Source organism: Gordonia sp. CPCC 205515 (assembly GCF_048537925.1).
Taxonomy (GTDB): Bacteria; Actinomycetota; Actinomycetes; order Mycobacteriales; family Mycobacteriaceae; genus Gordonia.
Map to the genome: position 1 here is coordinate 78,987 of NZ_JBCLVJ010000016.1, position 19,552 is coordinate 98,538.

General features: G+C 66.4%; 17 protein-coding genes. 13 read left to right on the forward strand and 4 right to left on the reverse strand.

Annotation, left to right across the window (positions count from 1 at the left end):
* Positions 1–60: 60 nt before the first annotated feature.
* From AAFP30_RS22590 to AAFP30_RS22620, 7 genes are all read left to right on the forward strand, one after another.
* Entirely contained in the window at positions 61–1,464 is a 1,404-nt protein-coding gene (locus AAFP30_RS22590; protein ID WP_419232263.1) for a glutamate decarboxylase, read from the forward strand.
* Positions 1,465–1,516: 52 nt separating this feature from the next.
* Positions 1,517–2,026 (forward strand): nuclear transport factor 2 family protein, encoded by a 510-nt coding sequence (locus AAFP30_RS22595; protein WP_419232264.1) that lies wholly within the window; start codon positions 1,517–1,519, stop codon positions 2,024–2,026.
* A 278-nt stretch (positions 2,027–2,304) separates the two neighbouring features.
* Positions 2,305–3,297 (forward strand): acyl-ACP desaturase, encoded by a 993-nt coding sequence (locus AAFP30_RS22600; RefSeq protein ID WP_419232265.1) that lies wholly within the window; start codon positions 2,305–2,307, stop codon positions 3,295–3,297.
* 59 nt (positions 3,298–3,356) lie between these two features.
* Positions 3,357–4,490 carry a tRNA dihydrouridine synthase DusB gene (gene dusB, locus AAFP30_RS22605; RefSeq protein WP_419232436.1) on the forward strand — a complete coding sequence of 378 codons (1,134 nt, stop codon included), beginning with the start codon at positions 3,357–3,359 and terminating at the stop codon, positions 4,488–4,490.
* A 192-nt stretch (positions 4,491–4,682) separates the two neighbouring features.
* A complete protein-coding gene (locus AAFP30_RS22610) occupies positions 4,683–6,959 on the forward strand; it encodes an LCP family protein (protein ID WP_419232266.1) in 2,277 nt (758 codons plus the stop codon).
* Between the two features lie 102 nt (positions 6,960–7,061).
* On the forward strand, positions 7,062–7,724 hold the full coding sequence (phoU, locus tag AAFP30_RS22615; protein ID WP_419232268.1) for a phosphate signaling complex protein PhoU: 663 nt from the start codon (positions 7,062–7,064) through the stop codon (positions 7,722–7,724).
* A gap of 113 nt (positions 7,725–7,837) precedes the next feature.
* Complete coding sequence (locus tag AAFP30_RS22620; protein ID WP_419232269.1) at positions 7,838–7,981, forward strand: hypothetical protein; 144 nt, start codon at positions 7,838–7,840, stop codon at positions 7,979–7,981.
* Between the two features lie 60 nt (positions 7,982–8,041).
* On the opposite strand, the gene pstB is transcribed toward AAFP30_RS22620, so the two are convergent.
* Genes pstB through pstS form a run of 4 tightly spaced genes read right to left on the reverse strand, consistent with a single transcriptional unit; the run spans position 8,042 to position 12,018 of the window.
* Positions 8,042–8,818 (reverse strand): phosphate ABC transporter ATP-binding protein PstB, encoded by a 777-nt coding sequence (gene pstB, locus AAFP30_RS22625; RefSeq protein WP_419232270.1) that lies wholly within the window; start codon positions 8,816–8,818, stop codon positions 8,042–8,044.
* 39 nt (positions 8,819–8,857) lie between these two features.
* Positions 8,858–9,787 carry a phosphate ABC transporter permease PstA gene (gene pstA / locus AAFP30_RS22630; protein WP_419232271.1) on the reverse strand — a complete coding sequence of 310 codons (930 nt, stop codon included), beginning with the start codon at positions 9,785–9,787 and terminating at the stop codon, positions 8,858–8,860.
* Positions 9,784–10,863, reverse strand: a complete 1,080-nt coding sequence (gene pstC, locus AAFP30_RS22635) for a phosphate ABC transporter permease subunit PstC (RefSeq protein WP_419232273.1) — start codon at positions 10,861–10,863, stop codon at positions 9,784–9,786. Before pstC ends, pstA begins: the two co-directional genes overlap by 4 nt.
* A gap of 33 nt (positions 10,864–10,896) precedes the next feature.
* Positions 10,897–12,018 carry a phosphate ABC transporter substrate-binding protein PstS gene (pstS, locus tag AAFP30_RS22640; protein WP_419232274.1) on the reverse strand — a complete coding sequence of 374 codons (1,122 nt, stop codon included), beginning with the start codon at positions 12,016–12,018 and terminating at the stop codon, positions 10,897–10,899.
* Between the two features lie 247 nt (positions 12,019–12,265).
* Here pstS and AAFP30_RS22645 point away from each other — a divergent pair, with 247 nt between their 5' ends.
* The 6 genes from AAFP30_RS22645 to AAFP30_RS22670 all read left to right on the forward strand — a co-directional run bounded on the left by AAFP30_RS22645 (position 12,266) and on the right by AAFP30_RS22670 (position 19,510).
* The gene (locus AAFP30_RS22645) at positions 12,266–13,480 is read left to right on the forward strand and encodes a hypothetical protein (RefSeq protein WP_419232275.1); all 1,215 of its coding nucleotides are present in this window, start codon (positions 12,266–12,268) and stop codon (positions 13,478–13,480) included.
* A 109-nt stretch (positions 13,481–13,589) separates the two neighbouring features.
* Positions 13,590–14,555, forward strand: coding sequence for a glycosyltransferase family 2 protein (locus tag AAFP30_RS22650; RefSeq protein WP_419232276.1), 966 nt, complete (start codon positions 13,590–13,592; stop codon positions 14,553–14,555).
* Entirely contained in the window at positions 14,552–15,253 is a 702-nt protein-coding gene (locus AAFP30_RS22655; protein ID WP_419232277.1) for a DUF998 domain-containing protein, read from the forward strand. The genes AAFP30_RS22650 and AAFP30_RS22655 overlap by 4 nt, the downstream gene beginning before the upstream one ends.
* A complete protein-coding gene (locus AAFP30_RS22660) occupies positions 15,250–16,065 on the forward strand; it encodes a glycoside hydrolase family 16 protein (protein WP_419232278.1) in 816 nt (271 codons plus the stop codon). The genes AAFP30_RS22655 and AAFP30_RS22660 overlap by 4 nt, the downstream gene beginning before the upstream one ends.
* Positions 16,062–17,372: a glycosyltransferase family 2 protein gene (locus AAFP30_RS22665; protein WP_419232279.1), complete on the forward strand. Its 1,311-nt coding sequence runs from the start codon at positions 16,062–16,064 to the stop codon at positions 17,370–17,372. The genes AAFP30_RS22660 and AAFP30_RS22665 overlap by 4 nt, the downstream gene beginning before the upstream one ends.
* A 2-nt stretch (positions 17,373–17,374) precedes the next feature.
* A complete protein-coding gene (locus tag AAFP30_RS22670; protein WP_419232281.1) occupies positions 17,375–19,510 on the forward strand; it encodes a hypothetical protein in 2,136 nt (711 codons plus the stop codon).
* Positions 19,511–19,552: the final 42 nt, after the last annotated feature.

A 19,552-nucleotide genomic window follows, 5' to 3' on the forward strand; every position in this document is an offset into this window, starting at 1 on the left:
TGCCGCAATCATGCCGGAAGTATGAGGTACGGCGTAGTCCTTCGTCGTAGGTTGAACGTCATGCATCATCACCTGAACGTGGATCGCAAAGAGGTATCCGACATTCCGGTCAATGCCAACCCGTTGTTCACCCGCCCCGGCGAGGCGACCGACTTCCCCCGCTTCGCCCTCCCCGACGGACCATCCGACCCGCAGACCGCCTATCAGATCGTCCGCGACGAGATGATGCTCGACGGCAACGCTCGGCAGAATCTCGCCACCTTCGTCGGGACCTGGATGGACGAGTACGCGGACCGCCTGTACCTGCAGGCGGCGGACAAGAACATGATCGACAAGGACGAATACCCGCAGACTGCGGCCATCGAAACCCGTTGCTGGACAATGCTTGCTGATCTCTGGAACGCGCCCGATCCGACGAAGGCGATCGGTACCTCGACGATCGGGTCGTCGGAGGCGGCGATGCTCGGCGGCCTCGCCCTCAAACGACGCTGGTCGGAAAAACGCAAGGCCGAGGGCAAACCGGTCGGCGTGCCCAACCTGATCATGTCCTCGGCGGTTCAGGTGTGCTGGGAGAAATTCTGCAACTATTTCGAGGTCGAGGCACGGTATGTGCCTGTCTCCGAGGAACATCTGGTGCTCGACGGCCACGACCTCGCGTCCTACGTGGACGAGAACACCATCGGCGTGGTGGCGATCATGGGCCAAACCTACACAGGCGCCTACGAGCCCGTCACCAAGATCGCCGCCGCCCTCGATGCGATCGAGAAGGACACCGGGCTCGACATCCCGATCCACATCGACGGGGCCTCCGGCGCCTCCATCGCCCCGTTCCTGCAGCCCGACCTCGAGTGGGACTTCCGGGTGCCGCGGGTCGCGTCGATCAACATGTCCGGCCACAAGTACGGACTCGTCTACCCCGGCATCGGCTGGGTGGTGTGGCGCCACGAGTCGTTGCTGCCGGAGAGCCTGGTGTTCCGGGTCAGCTACCTCGGCGGCAACATGCCGACCTTCGCCCTCAACTTCTCCCGCCCGGGCGCCCAGGTGTTGCTGCAGTACTACCAATTCCTGCGCCTCGGCTTCGAGGGCTACCGGGAGGTCCAGCAGAACTGCCAGGACGTGGCGACATTCCTGTCATCGCAGATCGGCAAGATGGACGCGTTCACGTTGCGCAGCGACGGCACCGACATCCCGGTGTTCGCCTGGCAGTTGGCCGACGGCTACACGAAGAACTGGGATCTCCACCATCTGTCGGCCCAGCTGCGCGAACGCGGCTGGCTGGTGCCCGCCTACCCGATGCCCGACAATCTGGGCGATCAGACCGTCGTGCGCATCGTCGTGCGCAACGGTCTCTCGCACGATCTGGCAGGCACGTTGATGCGCGATCTCCGCGAGTCGGTCGACTACCTCGACAGCCTCGACGCCCCGATGCCGGAGCCTCGCGTGAAACAGGGCTTCAGCCACTGAACCTGAGCAGACCTGAGCTTACTAGAACGTGTTCTAGTAAGCTCAGGTCTCGATGAGTACCTTCACCCACGCCGAGCTCGATGCGGCCTTCGCCGACTTCCAGCGCACCGTCGCCGAGATCGCGGTCAGCCGCGACTGGGACCGGTTCGCCGACATGTTCACCGTCGACGCCACCTACATCGAGCACGCCTTCGGCACGATGACCGGCCGCGAGGAGATCCGCGCCTGGATCTGGAAGACGATGACCGCCTTCCCCGGCAGCCACATGACCGGCTATCCGTCGTTGTGGCATGTCGTCGACGTCCCGACCAGCCGGGTGATCTGCGAGGTCGACAACCCGATGCGCGATCCCGGCGACGGCTCGGTGATCTCGGCGACCAACCTCACGATCCTCACCTACGCAGGTGAGGGGCTGTGGAGTTGCGAGGAGGACGTCTACAACCCGCTGGAGTTCGGTCAGGCGGCCATGCACTGGTGTCGGCGGTCCGCCGAACTCGGCACCCTCGACGAGCCCGCGACCCGCTGGATGGAGACGACCGGCGCAATGTTCGCCCGACGGTGACGGGGATACAGACCACTCCTGCACGTTGCCTGTGAATCGTCGCCGACGTGACCGACACTACCGCGAGACGCGATGGGAGTGGCGTAACGTCGCGATCTCCGGCTACGACACCGTAACCAGGAACTTGGGCCGATCCCACCCCGTGCCGTACGCTGGGTGATTGACCAGCGACACCGGGCTCACGGGGAATCCCGACGCCATGGTCACCAGGGGTGCGGCCCTCACCACGACATTTCCAGACGACATCGAGACAACGGATCACCGTTCGGAGGACATCAATGGCACGCGTGCTGACCCAACTGGAACTCCTCAAGGAGCTGGAATCGGTCGCCGAGGACAACGTCAACCGACACCTCAAGACCGCTCGCGATTGGAATCCCCACGATTACGTCCCGTGGGATGAGGGCAAGAACTACGCCGCGCTCGGCGGTGTCGACTACGACCCGGAACAGTCGAAGCTCGACGAGGTCGCGAAGGCCGCGATGGTCACCAACCTGCTGACCGAGGACAACCTCCCCTCCTATCACCGGGTGATCGCCGACAACTTCTCCATGGACTCTGCCTGGGGCCACTGGGTCGGACGCTGGACCGCTGAGGAGAACCGCCACGGCATCGTCATGCGCGATTACCTCGTGGTGACCCGCGGCGTCGATCCCGTCGCCCTCGAAGAGGCGCGGATGATCCACATGACCAACGGCTACGACCCGATGCTGGCCGCCGCCGGACGCACCGAGGAACTCGAGGAGCACGCCGACGAGCTCGGCATCCTGCACTCGGTCGCCTACGTCACCTTCCAGGAGCTCGCCACCCGCGTGAGCCACCGCAACACCGGCAAGGCCTGCAACGACCCGATCGCCGACCGTATGCTGCAGCGCATCGCCGCCGACGAGAACCTGCACATGATCTTCTACCGCAACATCTGTGGTGCGGGCATGGACATCTCGCCGGATCAGACCCTGCGCGCGGTCACCGACATCGTCACCAACTTCCAGATGCCCGGCGCCGGCATGCCGAACTTCCGCCGCAACGGCGTTCTGATGGCCAAGCACGGCATCTATGACCTGCGCCAGCACCTCGAAGAGGTCATCATGCCGGTGCTGCGTAAGTGGAACGTCTTCGAGCGCGAGGACTTCACCAGTGAAGGCGAGCAGACCCGCGAGGAGCTCGCCGCCTTCCTCGAGCAGCTCGAGAAGGACACCGTCCGCTTCGAAGAGATGCGTGATCGGTCGCTCGCCCGCGAGGCCAAGAAGCGGGAGCAGAAGGCGTCCTGAGTACCACCACGCTTGCCGCACCGGCGCCCACGGTTTCCACCGCGGGCGCCGGTTCCGCGCTGTCCATCGGCTCCATCGAACTCGCCAGTCCGGTGGTTCTCGCGCCGATGGCCGGCGTCACCAACGTCGCGTTCCGCACCCTGTGTCGTGAACTCGAACTCGCGCGCACCGGCACTGTCTCCGGCCTCTACGTCTGCGAGATGGTGACCGCCCGGGCGCTCGTCGAACGCCATCCGGTCACCATGCACATGACGACCTTCGGGCCCGACGAAAACCCGCGGTCGATGCAGCTCTACACCGTGGATCCGGAGAACACGTACGCGGCGGCGAAGATGATCGTCGACGAGGATCTCGCCGATCACATCGACATGAACTTCGGCTGCCCCGTCCCCAAGGTCACCCGTAAGGGTGGCGGCTCGGCGATCCCGTTCAAGCGCAAGCTGTTCCGACGTATCGTCGCTGCCGCGGTCAAGGCCACCGAGGGCACCGACATCCCGGTCACCGTCAAGTTCCGCATCGGCATCGACGACGACCACCACACGCACCTCGATGCCGGCCGGATCGCCGCCGAAGAGGGAGCGAAAGCCGTTGCGCTGCATGCCCGTACCGCATCACAGCGGTACTCGGGCACCGCCGACTGGGACGAGATCGCGCGCCTCAAGGAACATGTCACCGACGTGCCGGTCCTCGGCAACGGCGACATCTTCGAGCCCGCCGACGCGGTCGCGATGATGCGCCACACCGGATGCGACGGCGTGGTCATCGGACGCGGCTGCCTGGGCCGACCCTGGCTGTTCGCCGAACTGTCGGCTCACCTCAACGGTTTCGACGCACCCGCCGCGCCCAATCTGGGCGAGGTCGCGCAGATCATCGTGCGCCACGGCCAGCTCCTCGCCGACCATCATGGCGAGGACAAGGGCATGCGCGAGATCCGCAAGCACGTCGCGTGGTACCTGCGCGGTTTCCCCGCCGGGTCCGATCTCCGCAATCGGCTGGCACTCGTGCGCACCGTCGACGAACTCGCCGAACTCGTCGGCACGCTTCCGGCCGACGCCTCGTTCCCCGAGGACGGCCACGGGCCGCGCGGGCGGCAGGGATCCCCGGCGAAGGTCGCGCTGCCCGAGGGATGGCTCGACGACCCGGACGAGGACGTGGTGCCCGAGGGTGCCGAGATCATGCACTCCGGCGGCTGACCGCGGTGTCCCGGTAGCGCGAATAGTCCGCTTTCCGCAGTTCACCATGCGTGTCGTGGCGGTAGCTGAGATGTGTTCTCAGGTGGGATCAGTACTATGACCCGAAGTCTTGCGTGCGCAGGACGGTGTAGTGGTGCGCAGTTTCTCCCAGAAGGAGGGCCGCATCGAAGTCGGGGTTCAAGGGGAACGTGAGTGAGTCGTAGGACATCGGGGCCGGAAACACCGGAGCCCTCCGACGGGAGTAAGAAGCCCCGTCGGAGTCGGCGCGCCGGCCGATCCGGCGGCGCCAACGACTTCACCGAGATGTTCGGCGAGGCCCGCAGCAACGACGCTCCGGCCCACGGCAACAATCCGGCCGCCGGTGGCGCACTGCACGAACCGCAATCCACCGACCGCTACGTACGTGGCCGCACCCGGCTCACCGTGCGTGAGCTCATGGAACAGATGAACGCCGAGGGCGCGGACGACGCCCGCAGCGCATCGAGCCGTCCCGCACCGCAACCTCCCGCCGCGCCGCAACCTCCCGCCGACGACGCGCCGACCCAGGTTCACCGGTTCGGCGACCTGGGGGCTACTCCCGGTCAGAACGACGTCACCCAGCAGATCCCCCCGATCCGGGCGCGCGCCACCTTCGACGACGTCGACCTGTCCGACGACGCGACCCGCAGACGGGTCACCGAGGAGTCCCGGGGCCAGGGTCTGCCCGACGCGGGCGAACCGCCGGCCGCACCGTCGTCGCCATCGCCGTCATCTCCGTCGCCGGAGCCCGCGGCAACCACCGACACCCCTGCGCCCGAGGTCCGGGCCGCCGACCGCCGAGCCGCGGAGACCACGACGGCCATCCCGCGCCGTCCGCTGCAGCCGACCCCCGACCTCTCCGACACCATCCCGCCGCGCTCCCGCCCGCGACGCCACCCGGCGTCCGGGCCCAAGGACCGCCGCAACCTCACCCGCAACGTCACCGTCACCGGCCGCATCCTGGTGGCAATCGCCTGCGTGATGGCGCTGGTCGGTACCGGTTTCGTGTGGGGCTACCTGCAGTCGTGGAACGGCAACTGGAAGACCATCAACGCGGTCAACCCCGAAGACTCCAACATTCGCAAGAAAGATCAGCAGTACGGCGACGAGAACTACCTGATCGTCGGGACCGACACCCGCAGCGGCCAGAACTCGAACGTCGGCGCGGGCACCACCGCCGACGCCGAGGGCGCCCGGTCGGACACCATCATCCTGGTCAACATCCCGGCCAACCGCAGCCGCGTGGTCGCGGTGTCGTTCCCGCGGGACCTGCAGGTCGACCGCCCCGACTGCCAGACCTGGGACAACGACAGCGGCACCTACGGCGAAGACCTCGCCGCCGAGAGTTCGGTCAAGCTCAACAGCGTTTACGCCGCGGGTGGACCCAAGTGCCTGGTCAGCGTCATCACCGCGATGAGCGGACTCAACATCAACCATTTCATCGCCATGGACTTCTACGGCTTCGAGAAGGTGGTCAACTCGGTCGGCGGTGTCCAGGTCTGTTCGACCGCCCCGCTCTACGACTACGAACTCGGCCAGATCCTGCGCAAACCGGGTCAGCAGAAGTTGCGCGGCAAGCGTGCCCTGAACTACGTCCGGGCCCGCAGCATCGCGTCGGAGGGCAACGGCGACTACGGACGCATCAAACGCCAGCAGCTGTTCATGTCGTCGCTGCTGCGGTCCACCCTGTCGGGCAACGTGCTGTCCAATCCGAGCAAGCTCAACAGCATCGTCAACACGTTCATCCAGTACAGCTTCGTCGACGGCGTCGACACCCAGTCGCTGCTGAACCTCGCCGAATCGATGCAGGGCATCGAGGCCGGCCGGGTCACCTTCGTCACGGTGCCGACCTCCGGCACGTCGACCGACGGCCAGAACAACGAGATCCCGCGGGAAGACGGCATCAACGCGATCTTCAACGCGATCATCGACGACGAGCCGCTCCCCGGCGAGCAAGCCAAGAAGGACGACTCGAGTTCGTCGAGCAGCAAGTCGTCGACCGCGGCGGCGTCGACCACCAAGAACACGCCGACACGGGTGACGGCCACCGCGCAGAGCCCCGGCAACATCGGGGTGCGGGTGCTCAACGGCACCGGACGTTCGGGATCGGCGGCCGAGGTGTCCGATCAGCTCACCCCGCTCGGCTTCGATGTGCGCGGCGTCGCCGATGCGTCGGAGAACCGCGACGACACGGTCATCCGCTACGGCGCCGGGGAGCAGGATGCCGCGGCGACGATCGCCAAGGTGTTCCCGGGTGCGTCGATCCAGCTCGACAGCACGGTGAAGTCCGGTGTCGAGGTCATCCTCGGCAAGAACTTCACCGGCTCCGTCGGGTCCGCACCGACCGAGGGTGAAACCATTTCGGTCGAGCAACTACCCGCCGTTGTCAGCGTCTCGGGCCTGCCCAACGACCTGGCCGTTACCAACGCGGGCAACACCGCTTGCTCCTGAGAATGCCCTCTCGGACCGGCCGATTCATTCGGCATGCGCCGTTCATGGGGAGTTCATCGTGGCAAATGGGGATCCCAGCCCTCACGAAGTACCCTAGAGCGTATGCGTAATGCGTACCATGAGCAGCTGGAGTCGCTGAATTCGACGCTCGGTGAGATGTGTGAACTTGCCGGCGGTGCGATGGCGCGTGCGACCCAATCCCTGCTGCAAGCCGACCTCGCGATCGCCGAGGAGGTCATCACCGACAACGACCGGATGAGTCAGTTGTCGGCACGCGCCGAGGAACAGGCGTTCGCGCTGCTCGCGCTGCAGGCACCGGTTGCCGGAGACCTGCGCGGAATCGTCAGTGGCTTCCAGATCGTCGCCGACGTCGACCGCATGGGTGCTCTGGCCCTGCATGTCGCCAAGGTCGCCCGCCGCCGTCACCCGGCCAAGGCGCTTCCCGAAGAGGTCAACGGCTATTTCGCCGAGATGGGCCGCCTGGCCGTCCAGCTCGCCGAGACCGCCCGCGAGGTGCTGCACTCGCAGAACCCGAAGGATGCGATCCGGCTGCAAGAGGACGACGATGCGATGGACGACCTGCATCGACACCTGTTCACCGTCCTGATGGACCGGGACTGGAGCCACGGGGTGGCCGCGGCCGTCGACGTCACGCTCCTCGGTCGCTACTACGAGCGCTTCGCCGATCACGCCGTGCTGATCGGTCGCCGCGTGGTGTTCCAGGCGACCGGCCAGACCCCGGAGCAGTTCCTCGAAGTGTCCTGACACACGACGCGCATAATGCGATCCACACCGCGAGGTATGGATCGCTGAGATGGTGCTCACGAGTGGCGGGTGACAATTTTCTCACCCGCACCTCACCGGGCTAGGGTGGCCGAATGGGTCATCAATCCACGGAACAGGCCGTCCACGCAGTGTCCGATCCGGCCGCCGCTGCCGCGCACCGTCGACAGATCCTCCTCTACGCCGGGGTCACCGCAGCACTGATCGCCGTGCTCCTGGTCCTCGTCTTCCAGCTGTAAAACAAACGCCGCGAGTCCCTTGTGGGACCCGCGGCGTTTGCCGTCGTAGACGCGAAATCGTCAGCCGAAGCGGCCAGAGATGTAGTCCTCGGTCTGCCGCTTCGTCGGGTTCGAGAACATCGTCTCGGTGTCGCTGATCTCCACCAGCTCACCCGGTTTTCCGACGCCGGGCAGGTTGAAGAACGCCGTCTGGTCGCTGACGCGGGCGGCCTGCTGCATGTTGTGGGTCACGATGACGATCGTGTAGTCCTTCTTCAGCTCGCCCATCAGATCCTCGATCGCGAGTGTGGAGATCGGGTCCAGCGCCGAGCAGGGCTCGTCCATCAGCAGCACGTCCGGGGACACCGCGATCGCGCGGGCGATGCACAGACGCTGCTGCTGTCCGCCCGAGAGGCTGCCGCCGGGCTTGTCGAGGCGGTCCTTGACTTCTTCCCACAAATTGGCGCCCCGCAGGCTGCGCTCACACACCTCGTTGAGCTGGCTCTTGTTCCGGATGCCCTGCAGCTTCAGCCCGGCCACCACATTGTCGCGAATAGACATGGTGGGAAACGGATTCGGACGCTGGAACACCATGCCGATGGTGGTGCGCACCGCGGTCGGGTTGATGCCCTTGGCGTAGATGTCCTCGCCGTCGAGCAACACGCTGCCCACCGCGTACGCGCCCGGCACCTCTTCGTGCATCCGGTTCAGGGTGCGCAGCACCGTTGACTTGCCACAGCCCGACGGTCCAATGAACGCGGTGATGCTGCGCGGCGGAACCGACAGGGTGACGTCCTTGACGGCGTGGAACTTGCCGTAATAGATGTTGAGGTCTTTGATGTCGAGGCGTTTGGCCATGGGACGTACCTTTGCTAGCTGGTTCTCGAGCCGGGTGGGCTATTTGGTCTTGGGCGCCAGGTACTTCGACAGAAGCGCGGCGATGATGTTGAGGATCGCGATGATGATGATCAGCGTCAGCGCGGCACCCCAGTAGTAGAACGACGACGCCGGCTGCCCCGCGGCCCACATGTCCTTGATGAACAGCGGCAGCGAACTCATCCCGCCGGAGAACGGGTCGGTCTGGACCTGCGAGCTCGCCGGCCCGGCCAGGATCAGCACCGGCGCGGTCTCGCCCATGACGCGGGCGATCGCGAGGAAGATGCCCGACAGCATGCCTGAGAGCGCCGTCGGGACGACGATCCGCACGATCGTCTTCCACTTGGAGATACCGAGCGCGTAGGACGCCTCGCGGAGTTCGTCCGGCACGAGCTTGAGCATCTCTTCGGTGGAACGCACCACGATCGGCACCATCAGCAGGATCAGCGCCAGGCTCACCATGAACGCGCTTTGCCCCATCGACAGCCCGATGACGAACACGGTGAAGATGAACAGGGTCGCCACGATCGACGGGACGCCGGCCAGGATGTCGACCATGAAGCTCACGGGTTTGACCAGCTTGCTGGTCGGATACTCCACCAGCATGATCGCGGTCATCACCGCGATCGGCACCGAGATGAGCGTGGCGATGGCCACCTGGATGAGCGAGCCGATGATCGCCTGGGAGATGCCGGCACCGTACTGCGTCGTCGTGTCCACGCCGTAGGCGTTGCCGAACCACCAGTTGGGATCGGTGATCGCCTGGAAGCCCTGCGAGATGACCGTCCACAGCAGCCACACCAGCGGGATGACGCCGACGACGAAGCAGGCCGCGAAGATGATCAGCGCGCCGTTGTTGCGCAGCCGTCGGCCGGTCGAGACGTCGCGGAAGGCGGACGGACTCTGCTTGACGGGTCCGCTGCCCGCCAACTCGTCAGCTGTGAGCGTCATCCGTTCACCTTTCCACCGGCGATCGAACGGGCGATCGCGTTCACGACGAACGTCAGGACGAAGAGCACCAGACCGGCGGCGATGTAGGCGCTCTGCACGTCGCGGCTGCCGACGAACTCACCGACGTCGCGGGCGATCTTCGAGGCGAAGGTGTCACCACCCTCGAACAGCGACCATTTGAGCCGGCCGACCGCCGCACTCAGGATGATCATGACCGCGATCGTCTCGCCGAGTGCACGGCCGAGCGCGAGCATGGACGCCGCGATGATGCCCGAGCGGCTGTACGGGAAGGAGGTCATCCGGATGACCTCCCACTTGGTGGCGCCGAGCGCCAGCGCCGCCTCTTTGTGTCCGCTCGGGGTCTGGCGCAGCACCTCACGGGTGATGGAGGTGATGATCGGCAGCATCATGATCGCGAGCACGATGCCTGCGGTGAAGATCGTGCCGCCGCCGGCGATCGACGCCTTACCCGTGGCGAAGAGGAAGAACCAGCCGAAGGTGCTGTTGAGCCACTCCGCGAAAGGCGCGATGACCGGCGCCAGCACGTAGATGCCCCAGAGGCCGAAGATGATCGACGGGACTGCGGCCAACAGGTCGATCACCGCGGCGAGCGGCCGGGAGATGCGTGCCGGCGAGTACTCGACCAGGAACACGGCGATGCCGATGGCCACCGGCGTGGCCAGGAACAGCGCGAAGAACGACGTCAGCATCGTGGCGCGGAACAGCTCCCAGATGCCGAAGTTGACGGTGTCGTTGGCGAAGTCGTCGGCGCCGACGTTCCACTGCGAGGAGAACAGGAAGCTCGCGTGGTTGGCGGTGATCGACGGGATCGCGTCGATCACCAGCGATACGCCGATCGCGGCGATCAGGATGATGACGAAGACACCGGTGCCCTTGGCGAGATACAGGAATATCCGGTCGCCCATCGCTCCGCGGTGCGAGCGCAGTCCCGGGTGGAGCTGCTCTTCGAGTTCGCGTTCGTCCGGGGGCAGGTCGGGGTGAGGGCCGTCGGCCCCGGGGCCCGACGGGATCTCCGTCGAGCCCCGGCCGACGCCGGTGGTGTCGTCCACTGACATTGCTCAGATCGCCTCGTTAGGTGGTACTGCTATTTACTGCATCGCGGTGATGGACGCCTGCAGCTTGGTCAGGAAGTCCGCGGGAATCGGGATGTATCCGGCGTTCTGCAGATCCTGGCCCTGGTTCTGCGGGCTGGCCGCCACGTTCAGGAACGACTTCACACCCTGGCCGGTGGGGGCGTCGGCGTACTTCGAGCACACGATCGAGTACGTCGCCAGGATGATCGGGTACGCACCGGGCTGGGTGGGCTTGTAGAACGACTCGGTGTCGATGACCATGTTGTGGTCGTCCGGTCCGTTCTTCAGCGTGGCCGACTCGATGGTCTTGCCGCCGGTCTCGGCGTTGAGCGGCACACCGGTCTTGTCCTGGTCGGTGATGATCTTGGCCATCGACAGCCCGTTGGACTGTGCGTAGGCCCACTCGACGTAGGCGATGGACCCGTTGGTGGGCTTCACCGCACCGCCGACACCCGGATTGCCCTGCTTGCCCTCACCGACGCCGCCGTTGAAGGTCTTACCGCCACCCTTGGACCAGCCGCCCGCGGCGGTCAGGTACTTCTGGAAGTTGTCGGTGGTGCCCGACTGATCGGCACGGTAGATCACCGAGATCGCGAGATCCGGGAAGGTCTTGCCCGGGTTCTCCGCGGCGATCTCCGGCGAGTTCCAGTTGGTGATCTGGCCGCTGAAGATCTTGGCCAGGGTCGGTCCGGACAGCGCGGCGTCGGTCACCCCCGGAACGTTGTAGGCGACGGCGATCGGGCCGAACACCAGCGGCAGCTGCCAGGCGTCCGAGGCGCAGCGCTCGGCCGCGGCCGGGATCTCCGTGTCCTTGAGCGGTGAGTCGGAGCCGCCGAAGTCGGTCAGGCCCTGGGTGAAGTCGGAGATACCCTGACCCGAACCGCCACCGCCGTACGCGAGCTCGAAGCCCGGGCACGACTTGGCGAACGACGTGGAGAAGATCGTCATCGCGTTGGCCTGGGCGGTCGAGCCGCTGGACTTCAACGCTTGCTTGCCCTCGCATTGCACGTTGGCCACCGCAGACGCCGGAGCCGCGCTCTGCGTCCCCTTGTCCGCGTTACTGCTACACGCCCCCAGCACCAGCGCCGACGCGGCCGCCATCGAGGCAACCGCAACTCCGGAACGACTCAGCTTCACAGGTGTTTCCCTCTCACGCTCAGATAGCGACACGTCGCGCATGCGGCGTGCCCGGTCGCACCGACAGTAGAGAGCGCTGATGGACGGCCCGCGATAGCAAGGTGAACGGAGAGTGAATTGCGCAGAGCTAGCGGCATGATGGGGATCACTAATGTCGCGATCGGCCATTAGGATCCCCTTTGTTATATTGAACGCGATCAGCATGTGGCCTCTCTCCTCGAACATTCCCTCACCCGACTTGGTTCGCGTGGCCGCCCTGGATCTGCAGCACAGCCGCCGTCGCTCGGCCTCGGTATTCGGGCCCACCGACGTTCCCCCACGCGATGTGGTGATCGCGCGACTGACGGCAATGGCGGCAGCCGGCCCCGCCTTTCGGATCGGGTTGACCCCATCGACCACCGAAATACGTTGGCGTAGAGCACTTTCCGACATCAGTGGGTCAGTGACCGAGGCCGACGAACCGGACGGCGATCCGCTCGCCCTGCTCGACATCCTGCGCGAGTTGCCCGAGACGGGACTGCGCGTGGTACTCGCCGGCGACCACATGGCCATCGACTTCAGCCACGGACTCGGTGACGTCGCACTCTCCCAGGCGATCGTCGACGTCGTCATCGGCGGCCTACCGGTGACCGACACGCATTGGTCGCGGTATCAGCACCGGATCTCCCCACTCGCCGTCGCGTCGGCCCGCACGTTCGGCAGTGACCCGCGACGACTGCGCGACCTACTCCGGTTCCATCGGAGCCGACCCGCGCCCGAACCGGTCGCCGCGGTGACCACGCACCCGATGGAGCGCACCGCCCCGAGTGCATGCACAATCCGGATACCCGATGACGAGATCGACGCACTCCGGTCACTCCGCGACCGGAACCTCCCCGGTGTCAGCATGTTCGCCATCTACACATGTGCGCTGCTCCGGGCGTTCGACGGCGCGGGCATCCCGTTCAATCCAGAGGTCATCCTCCCGTTCGATGCCCGTCCCTACCTGCCGAAACGTCTCGACACACTCGCCTCGTTCTCCGCCGGACTCGCGTTCGGTCTCCACCCGGGCACCACACCCACCGATCTCCAGGCGATGCTCAGCGAGTCGGCGGCGATGGGTCGGCCGGTCGCGAACCTCCTGGTGAGCACATGCAAGATCCGGCTGGCCGGCCGCTCCCGGTTGCTGGCCGATCCGTGGGAGTTGCCGGACACACCGCAGGTCGCCGCCGATTTCCTGCACTCGTTTGTCGGACGGCTCCCGCAGACCGACTACGCGTCCTATACCGATGCGTCGCGGGCCATCAACTACACCGTCAGCGACCCGGTGTCGCCGACGGGCATCACCGTGACCACCGCGATGGTCGGCGAGCACGCCATCTGCATGAGTGCCGCATTCTTCGACTCGGTGTTCGATCCGCAACGCGTCGAACAAGCGATGTCGGCGGTGCTCCGACACGCACGAGGTCTTGTCGCCGCGTGATTCACGCTACATATGGCTAGGGTAACCTTCCCAAGGTTAGGCTTCCCTCAATAGTGCGGTACGCTGATCCCGCTTGAGTCTGTCCCGCGTGCCCGAAGGTCCCCGCCCTGTGTCTCTGCCATCTCCGACCGCGTCACCTGCGGCACCTCCCCTTCGCCTGTCGGTGGTCATCTGCTGTTACACCGCCGACCGCATCGAGCAGGTGCGAGCGGCCATCGACAGCACCGTTCCACAGCTGAATGACATCGACGAACTGATCGTCGTCGTCGACCACAATGACGACCTGCACGCCGCGCTCCACTCGAGCGTGGTCGGCGCCCGGATCGTCCGCAGCACCGAGGACCGCGGCCTCTCCGGCGCACGCAACACCGGAGTCGCCACCGCGACCGGCGACGTCGTCGTCTTCCTCGACGACGACGCGACCCTGGACGACGACGCCCTGCGCAGCGTGCGATCCCGCTTCGCCGATCCGCAGATCGTCGGGATCGGCGGCGCGGTGACGCCCGCCTGGCAGGGTGGCCGGAGCCCGGACTGGTTTCCCTCGGAATTCGGCTGGGTGGTCGGCTGCGATTACCGCGGCCTGCCCGACGACGGAGCCGAGATCCGCAATCCGATCGGCGCCGCGATGGCCGTCCGTCGCGAGGCCCTGGATACGATCGGCGGCTTCTCCCCACACCTCGGCCGCCGCGGCACGTTTCCCGCGGGCTGCGAAGAAACCCTCATGGGAATCGCACTCCGCCAAAGCTTTCCGGACACCTCCATCGTCCGCGACACCTCCTTTCGCGTTAGCCACCACGTGAGCGACGAGCGCACCTCGGTGCGCTACTACCTGCATCGATGCTTCCAGGAGGGACGCTCCAAGGCGATGCTCGCCGCCCTGACCTCGACCGGCAGCGCGCTGTCGAGCGAAAAGTCCTACGCGGCAAAGATATTGACCTCGGGCGTGTGGCGCCATCGCCGTGCGCCCGCCCGCGCGCTCGCACTGATCTTCGGATTCGTTTTCACCACGGCAGGTTTCGTCACCGGAACGGTGACAAACCGGCTGGCCGCACACCGGGAGGACCGCCCACAATGACCACCCCAGCTTTTCTGCGTGACCCCAGGATCACCCGGGTCGCCGCGATCATCCTGCTGCAATACTTCGCGGTCGAATGGGTGGTGTCGGCGTCGTGGCGCGGTCAGTACACCTATCGCACCAATCTGACCAGCACCCTGGGCATTCCGTTCTGTGGCCCCCAGGGCAACTGGCCATGCAACGCGCTCTATCCGGCGATGAATGTCTCGTTCGTGATCACCGGGGTGGCGATCGTGGTGATCGGCGCGAGCTGGCTGGTCCGCCGCGTACTCGAGACGCCGCCCGCGGTGGCGATCATGATCAGCGGCGCCGGACTCGTCCTGGCCGGCCTGGTCACCGAACAGACCGACTACCCCACCCACGTCACCGCGATGACGGTGTTCTACGTTTTCGGCGCGCTGGGCACGCTGCTGGCCGGTGTCTCCGCACACAGCCGCCTCGCCGTTCGCGCCCGTGGTGCGTTGATCATCGGCGGCGCGATCTCGACCGTCGGCTTCTTCTGCTTCGCCGGCGGCCTCACCGGGTTGCTGGGCAGCGGTGGCACCGAGCGGACGATCATCTACGGGATCTTGATCGCACTGTTGGTCGCCGGGATCACCGGAACACACAAGCCCGCCCCCGAGGAACCGGAGAGCGCCTCGGCGACAACAGAACCGGAATCCGCGGTGACCGCAACCACCGAACAGGCCACGCCATGACGCTGCGCCACCGGCCGGTCATCGCCGGCACCACGCTGCTCGCCGCCATCGCCCTGAGCGCCTGCGCACTGCCGTTCGGGAACGCGGCGCCGGACCGATCCGTCTCCCGCTCGATCTTCGCCGACGAGTTCGACGGTCCGGCAGGGCCCGTGAGTGGGCGCTGGCAGGCCGAAACCGGTGGCGGCGGATGGGGAAACAACGAGGCGCAGGTCTACACCGCCGACCAGTCGAACGTCCGCATCGACGGCAAGGGACACCTGCAGATCACCGCGCGCTACGACGGCAAGACCGTCACCAGCGCCCGACTCACCACCGGCGGTAAGGCCTCGATCACCTACGGACGGGTCGAGGCACGCATCTCTCTACCTGCCGGCGCCGGTCTGCACCCGGCCTTCTGGCTGCTCGGTGACAACCTGCCGCAGGTGGGCTGGCCGCGCGCCGGCGAGATCGACGTCATCGAGACCGTCAACGATGCCCGCGACTACCACATGAGCATCCACGCGCCGCAGAAGTCCTCGGCCCGCGGACAGACGGTGTCGGCCAGCGGACCGGCACCGATGCCACTGGCCGGAATATTCCACACCTACTGGATGAACAAGACACCCGGCCGCATCGAGACCGGCATCGACGACAGGTCGCTATTCGTGGTCACCCCAGCCGATCTCGCGTCCGACGCACAGTGGGTGTTCGACGCGCCGTTCCATCTGCTGCTCACGCTCGCCGTCGGCGGCGACTGGCCCGGAGCGCCGAACGACTCCACGCCGAATCCCGCCACCATGCTCGTCGACTGGGTACGGGTGACCGGACTATGACCACCGAAATCGTTCTGCGCGCGCCGATGTCGAGCGACGGCGACCCCGAGTGGCCCGGTGCCACCTGGGTCGGCATCCTCGATCTCGCCCACCTGCCCGATGTGCGACCGCGCGACGAAGCAGTCTGTGTCGCACCGGCATCCGACGGTTATCGCAACGCTCGCGTGCTGATCCGCGACGGTCTCACCCCGCTGCAGTTCGTGGATGCGGCCATCGACGGGGGACGCGTGCGGGTCCCGCTCCCGCTGACGGCGCCGGACACCGCACCAGAGGTTGCACTGCCGCCCATGTCGGTCGTGCTGTGCACCCGGGAGCGCCCCGACGACCTGCGCGGTTCGCTGGCCTCGCTGCTGACTGTCGACTACCCCGATTTCGAGATCATCGTCGTCGACAACGCCCCGACCACCGACGCCACCGCACGCGTCGTCGCCGAGGTCGGTGATGACCGTGTCCGTCGGATCGTCGAACCGGTGGCCGGACTCGCAAGCGCCCGCAACGCCGGCCTGCGTGCCGCGACCCACGACATCGTCGCCTTCACCGACGACGACGTGGTCGCCGACCCTGCATGGCTACGCGGTCTGGCACTTGGCTTTTCGCGCTCCGACGACATCGCCTGCGTGTGCGGACTGGTACCCAGCGGCGAGCTGCGGACGATGCCGCAGGCCTACTTCGACTGGCGCGTCTCCTGGGCCGACAACATCGAGTCCCGTGTCTACTCGATGGCACAACCGCCCGAGGACGTACCGCTGTTCCCATTCCAGGTGGGTGTGTACGGCACCGGGGCCAACTTCGCGGTCCGCCGCCAGGCGATCGTCGACCTCGGCGGATTCGACGAGCGACTCGGCGCGGGCACCCGCACGCGCGGCGGCGAGGATCTCGACATCTTCTTCCGCGTCCTCACCGCCGGGCATGGCCTGGCCACCGAACCGTCGTCGATCATCTGGCATCGCCATCGAAGTGACAACGCGGCCTTGATGTCCCAGGCCCGCGGCTACGGCGTCGGTCTCGGCGCCTGGCTGACCAAGGTCGCCGTCACCCGCGAGTACCGGCGGCTGGCACTGTCGGTGCTGCGCCGCCGTGGCCGGGCGGTGGCCCGCGCCGGCGCGGCCTACGGTGCGATCGCCGCTCCCCCACCGGCGTTCCTGCAAAGCGTCCCGAAGTCCGTCGGCCGCGTCGAGGTCTTCTCGGTGATCGCCGGCCCGTATGCACTGTGGCGCGAGGGCCGCGCCCTCGCCCGCGGTACCCGCCAGAGCACAAGTGGCACAACACCGTCGCAGCCCGGACGGCAGCAGGACACAGGAAAGTAGTCATGACCACCACCGCGACCCCCGTCGACGACATCGCCCCCGGATCACCGACGGGTGATGTTCGGCCGTTGGCACGCTTGACCATTCGCCCGGCAGACGTTGCGCTGGCCGCTGCGGTCCTCGGACTCGTCGGTCTGCTGCCGCTGGGCGCGCCGATCAAGGCGGTCCTCGTCGGCCTGTTCGTCTTTCTCGGTCCCGGCTCGGCATTACTGACCTGGGTCGAGATCCCGCGTGTCGCCCGGCTCAGCGCGGTACCCACGCTCGGCATGGGCGTGGTGACGATCGCGGCGATCACCGCGATGTGGTCCTACCGCTGGAACACCACCGGACTGCTGGTGGTGCTCTGCCTCGCCGTGGCCGGCAGCAGCGTCGTCCATTACTTCCGCGAAAAGTCCTGGCCCGACGTCAGAACGTGGCCCGGCACCATCGCCCGGACCACTTGGACGACGGTGCGCGCACCGGGGCTCAACCCACCGACGATCCTGCTGGCGATCGCCCTGATCATCTGGGTGGGCGCCCTGCCCAACCTCCCGGCCGGGGACGCCAGCTTCTACGGGCTGCTCGCCTCGGGCACCGGTCGACTGCTGATCCCGGCAATCCTGCTGACCGCGCTCGCACTGGTCTGGTCGGTGGTCACCCGGCGCTTCGCGGCGGCCGTGTGCAGCGTCGGCGCCGCCATCCTGATCGCCCGCGTCACCACCTGGCTGGGCACCGAGATGCCGCTCTACGACTGGACATACAAGCACATCGGGGTCGTCAACTACATCCTCGAACGCGACCTGATCCAGCCGAACGGCACCGACATCTACGCGCAGTGGCCGGCCTTCTTCGTGACCTCGGCCTGGTTCTGCGACGTCACGGGGCTCGATCCGATCACGCTCGCCCACCTCTTCGCACCGCTCGTCCACGTATTGATCGCGCTGACCGTGTACTCCGCGGCACGCGTGCTCGCGCAACCGCCGCGCACCGCCATCGTGGCCGCGTTCATCGCGGAGGTCACCAACTGGGTGGGACAGGACTACTTCTCCCCGCAGGCCTGGACGCTGGTGCTGGCGTTCGGCGTGCTCACTCTGCTCCTCGCGTCCAAAGCTGTTCCGCAGGCCGGGATCCTGGCGATCATCCCGTTCACCGCCACCGTGCCGTCGCACCAGCTGACCCCCTTCTGGGCGCTGGGCGCGGCCACCCTCCTGCTGATCTTCCGACGCGCACGACCATGGTGGGCGATCGGCGCGATGATCGCGATCGCCGGGGCGTATCTGGTGTTGAACTACGACGCCGTCGCCCCCTACGGCATCCTGTCCGGCGGTAACCCGGTGCAGAACGCCACCAGCAACATCACCGCTGTCGGCGTGCCTGCCAAGGAGTTCACCTCACTGATCTGCCGCGGCCTGTCGGCGGGCGTCTTCCTCGCCGCCGGCCTGTCCATGATCTGGGCGTGGCGCACGCAGCGCGGCCACGTGCTGGCGCGGGCCATCCTCGCCTTCTCCGCACTGTGTCTCCTGCTCGGCCAGAGCTATGGCGGCGAGGCGATCTTCCGTGTCTATCTCTACAGCATCCTCGGCTGCTCGCTGCTGATCGCACCGGCGGTCGTCGCGCTGCTCAACGGCTGGCGCCGCAGCCTGCTGCGCACCACCGGGGCGGTCATCGCCGGCCTCGGTGTGGCAACGGCCTCGCTCGCCGGCCTGTATTCCTATGTGGCACTGTGGCCGTTGGTCGTCGAGACCCGTTCCCAGGTCGACACGATGAACTCGGTGATCGCCGAGGCCGAACCCGGTACCCGCGTGATGATGATGACGCTCGGTGGGATGCCGAGCCGGACGAACGCGAACTACGTCGACCTCACCCTCGCCAACCCGTACTTCGATTACCCGCTGGGCTTCGACCTGTCCGACACCCGATTCGAGTTCCCCACCGCCGAACAACTCGGCTATCTCGACTGGAAGGTCGACCAGACGGAGTACCCGACCATCGTCGCGTTCAGCAAGCAGTCCGAGCGCGCGATGAAGTATTACGGCGAGTATCGATCCGACGCAGCGGACCAGTTCAAACAAGCACTGCAGTCCTCGTCCGGATGGACCATCATCTATCAGCAGGGGGACACCATCATCTTCCGTCACGATCCCGGCCAGGGTCAGTGACGCGGACGCACCGTCAGATCATGTGAAATAGCTCACACCCTT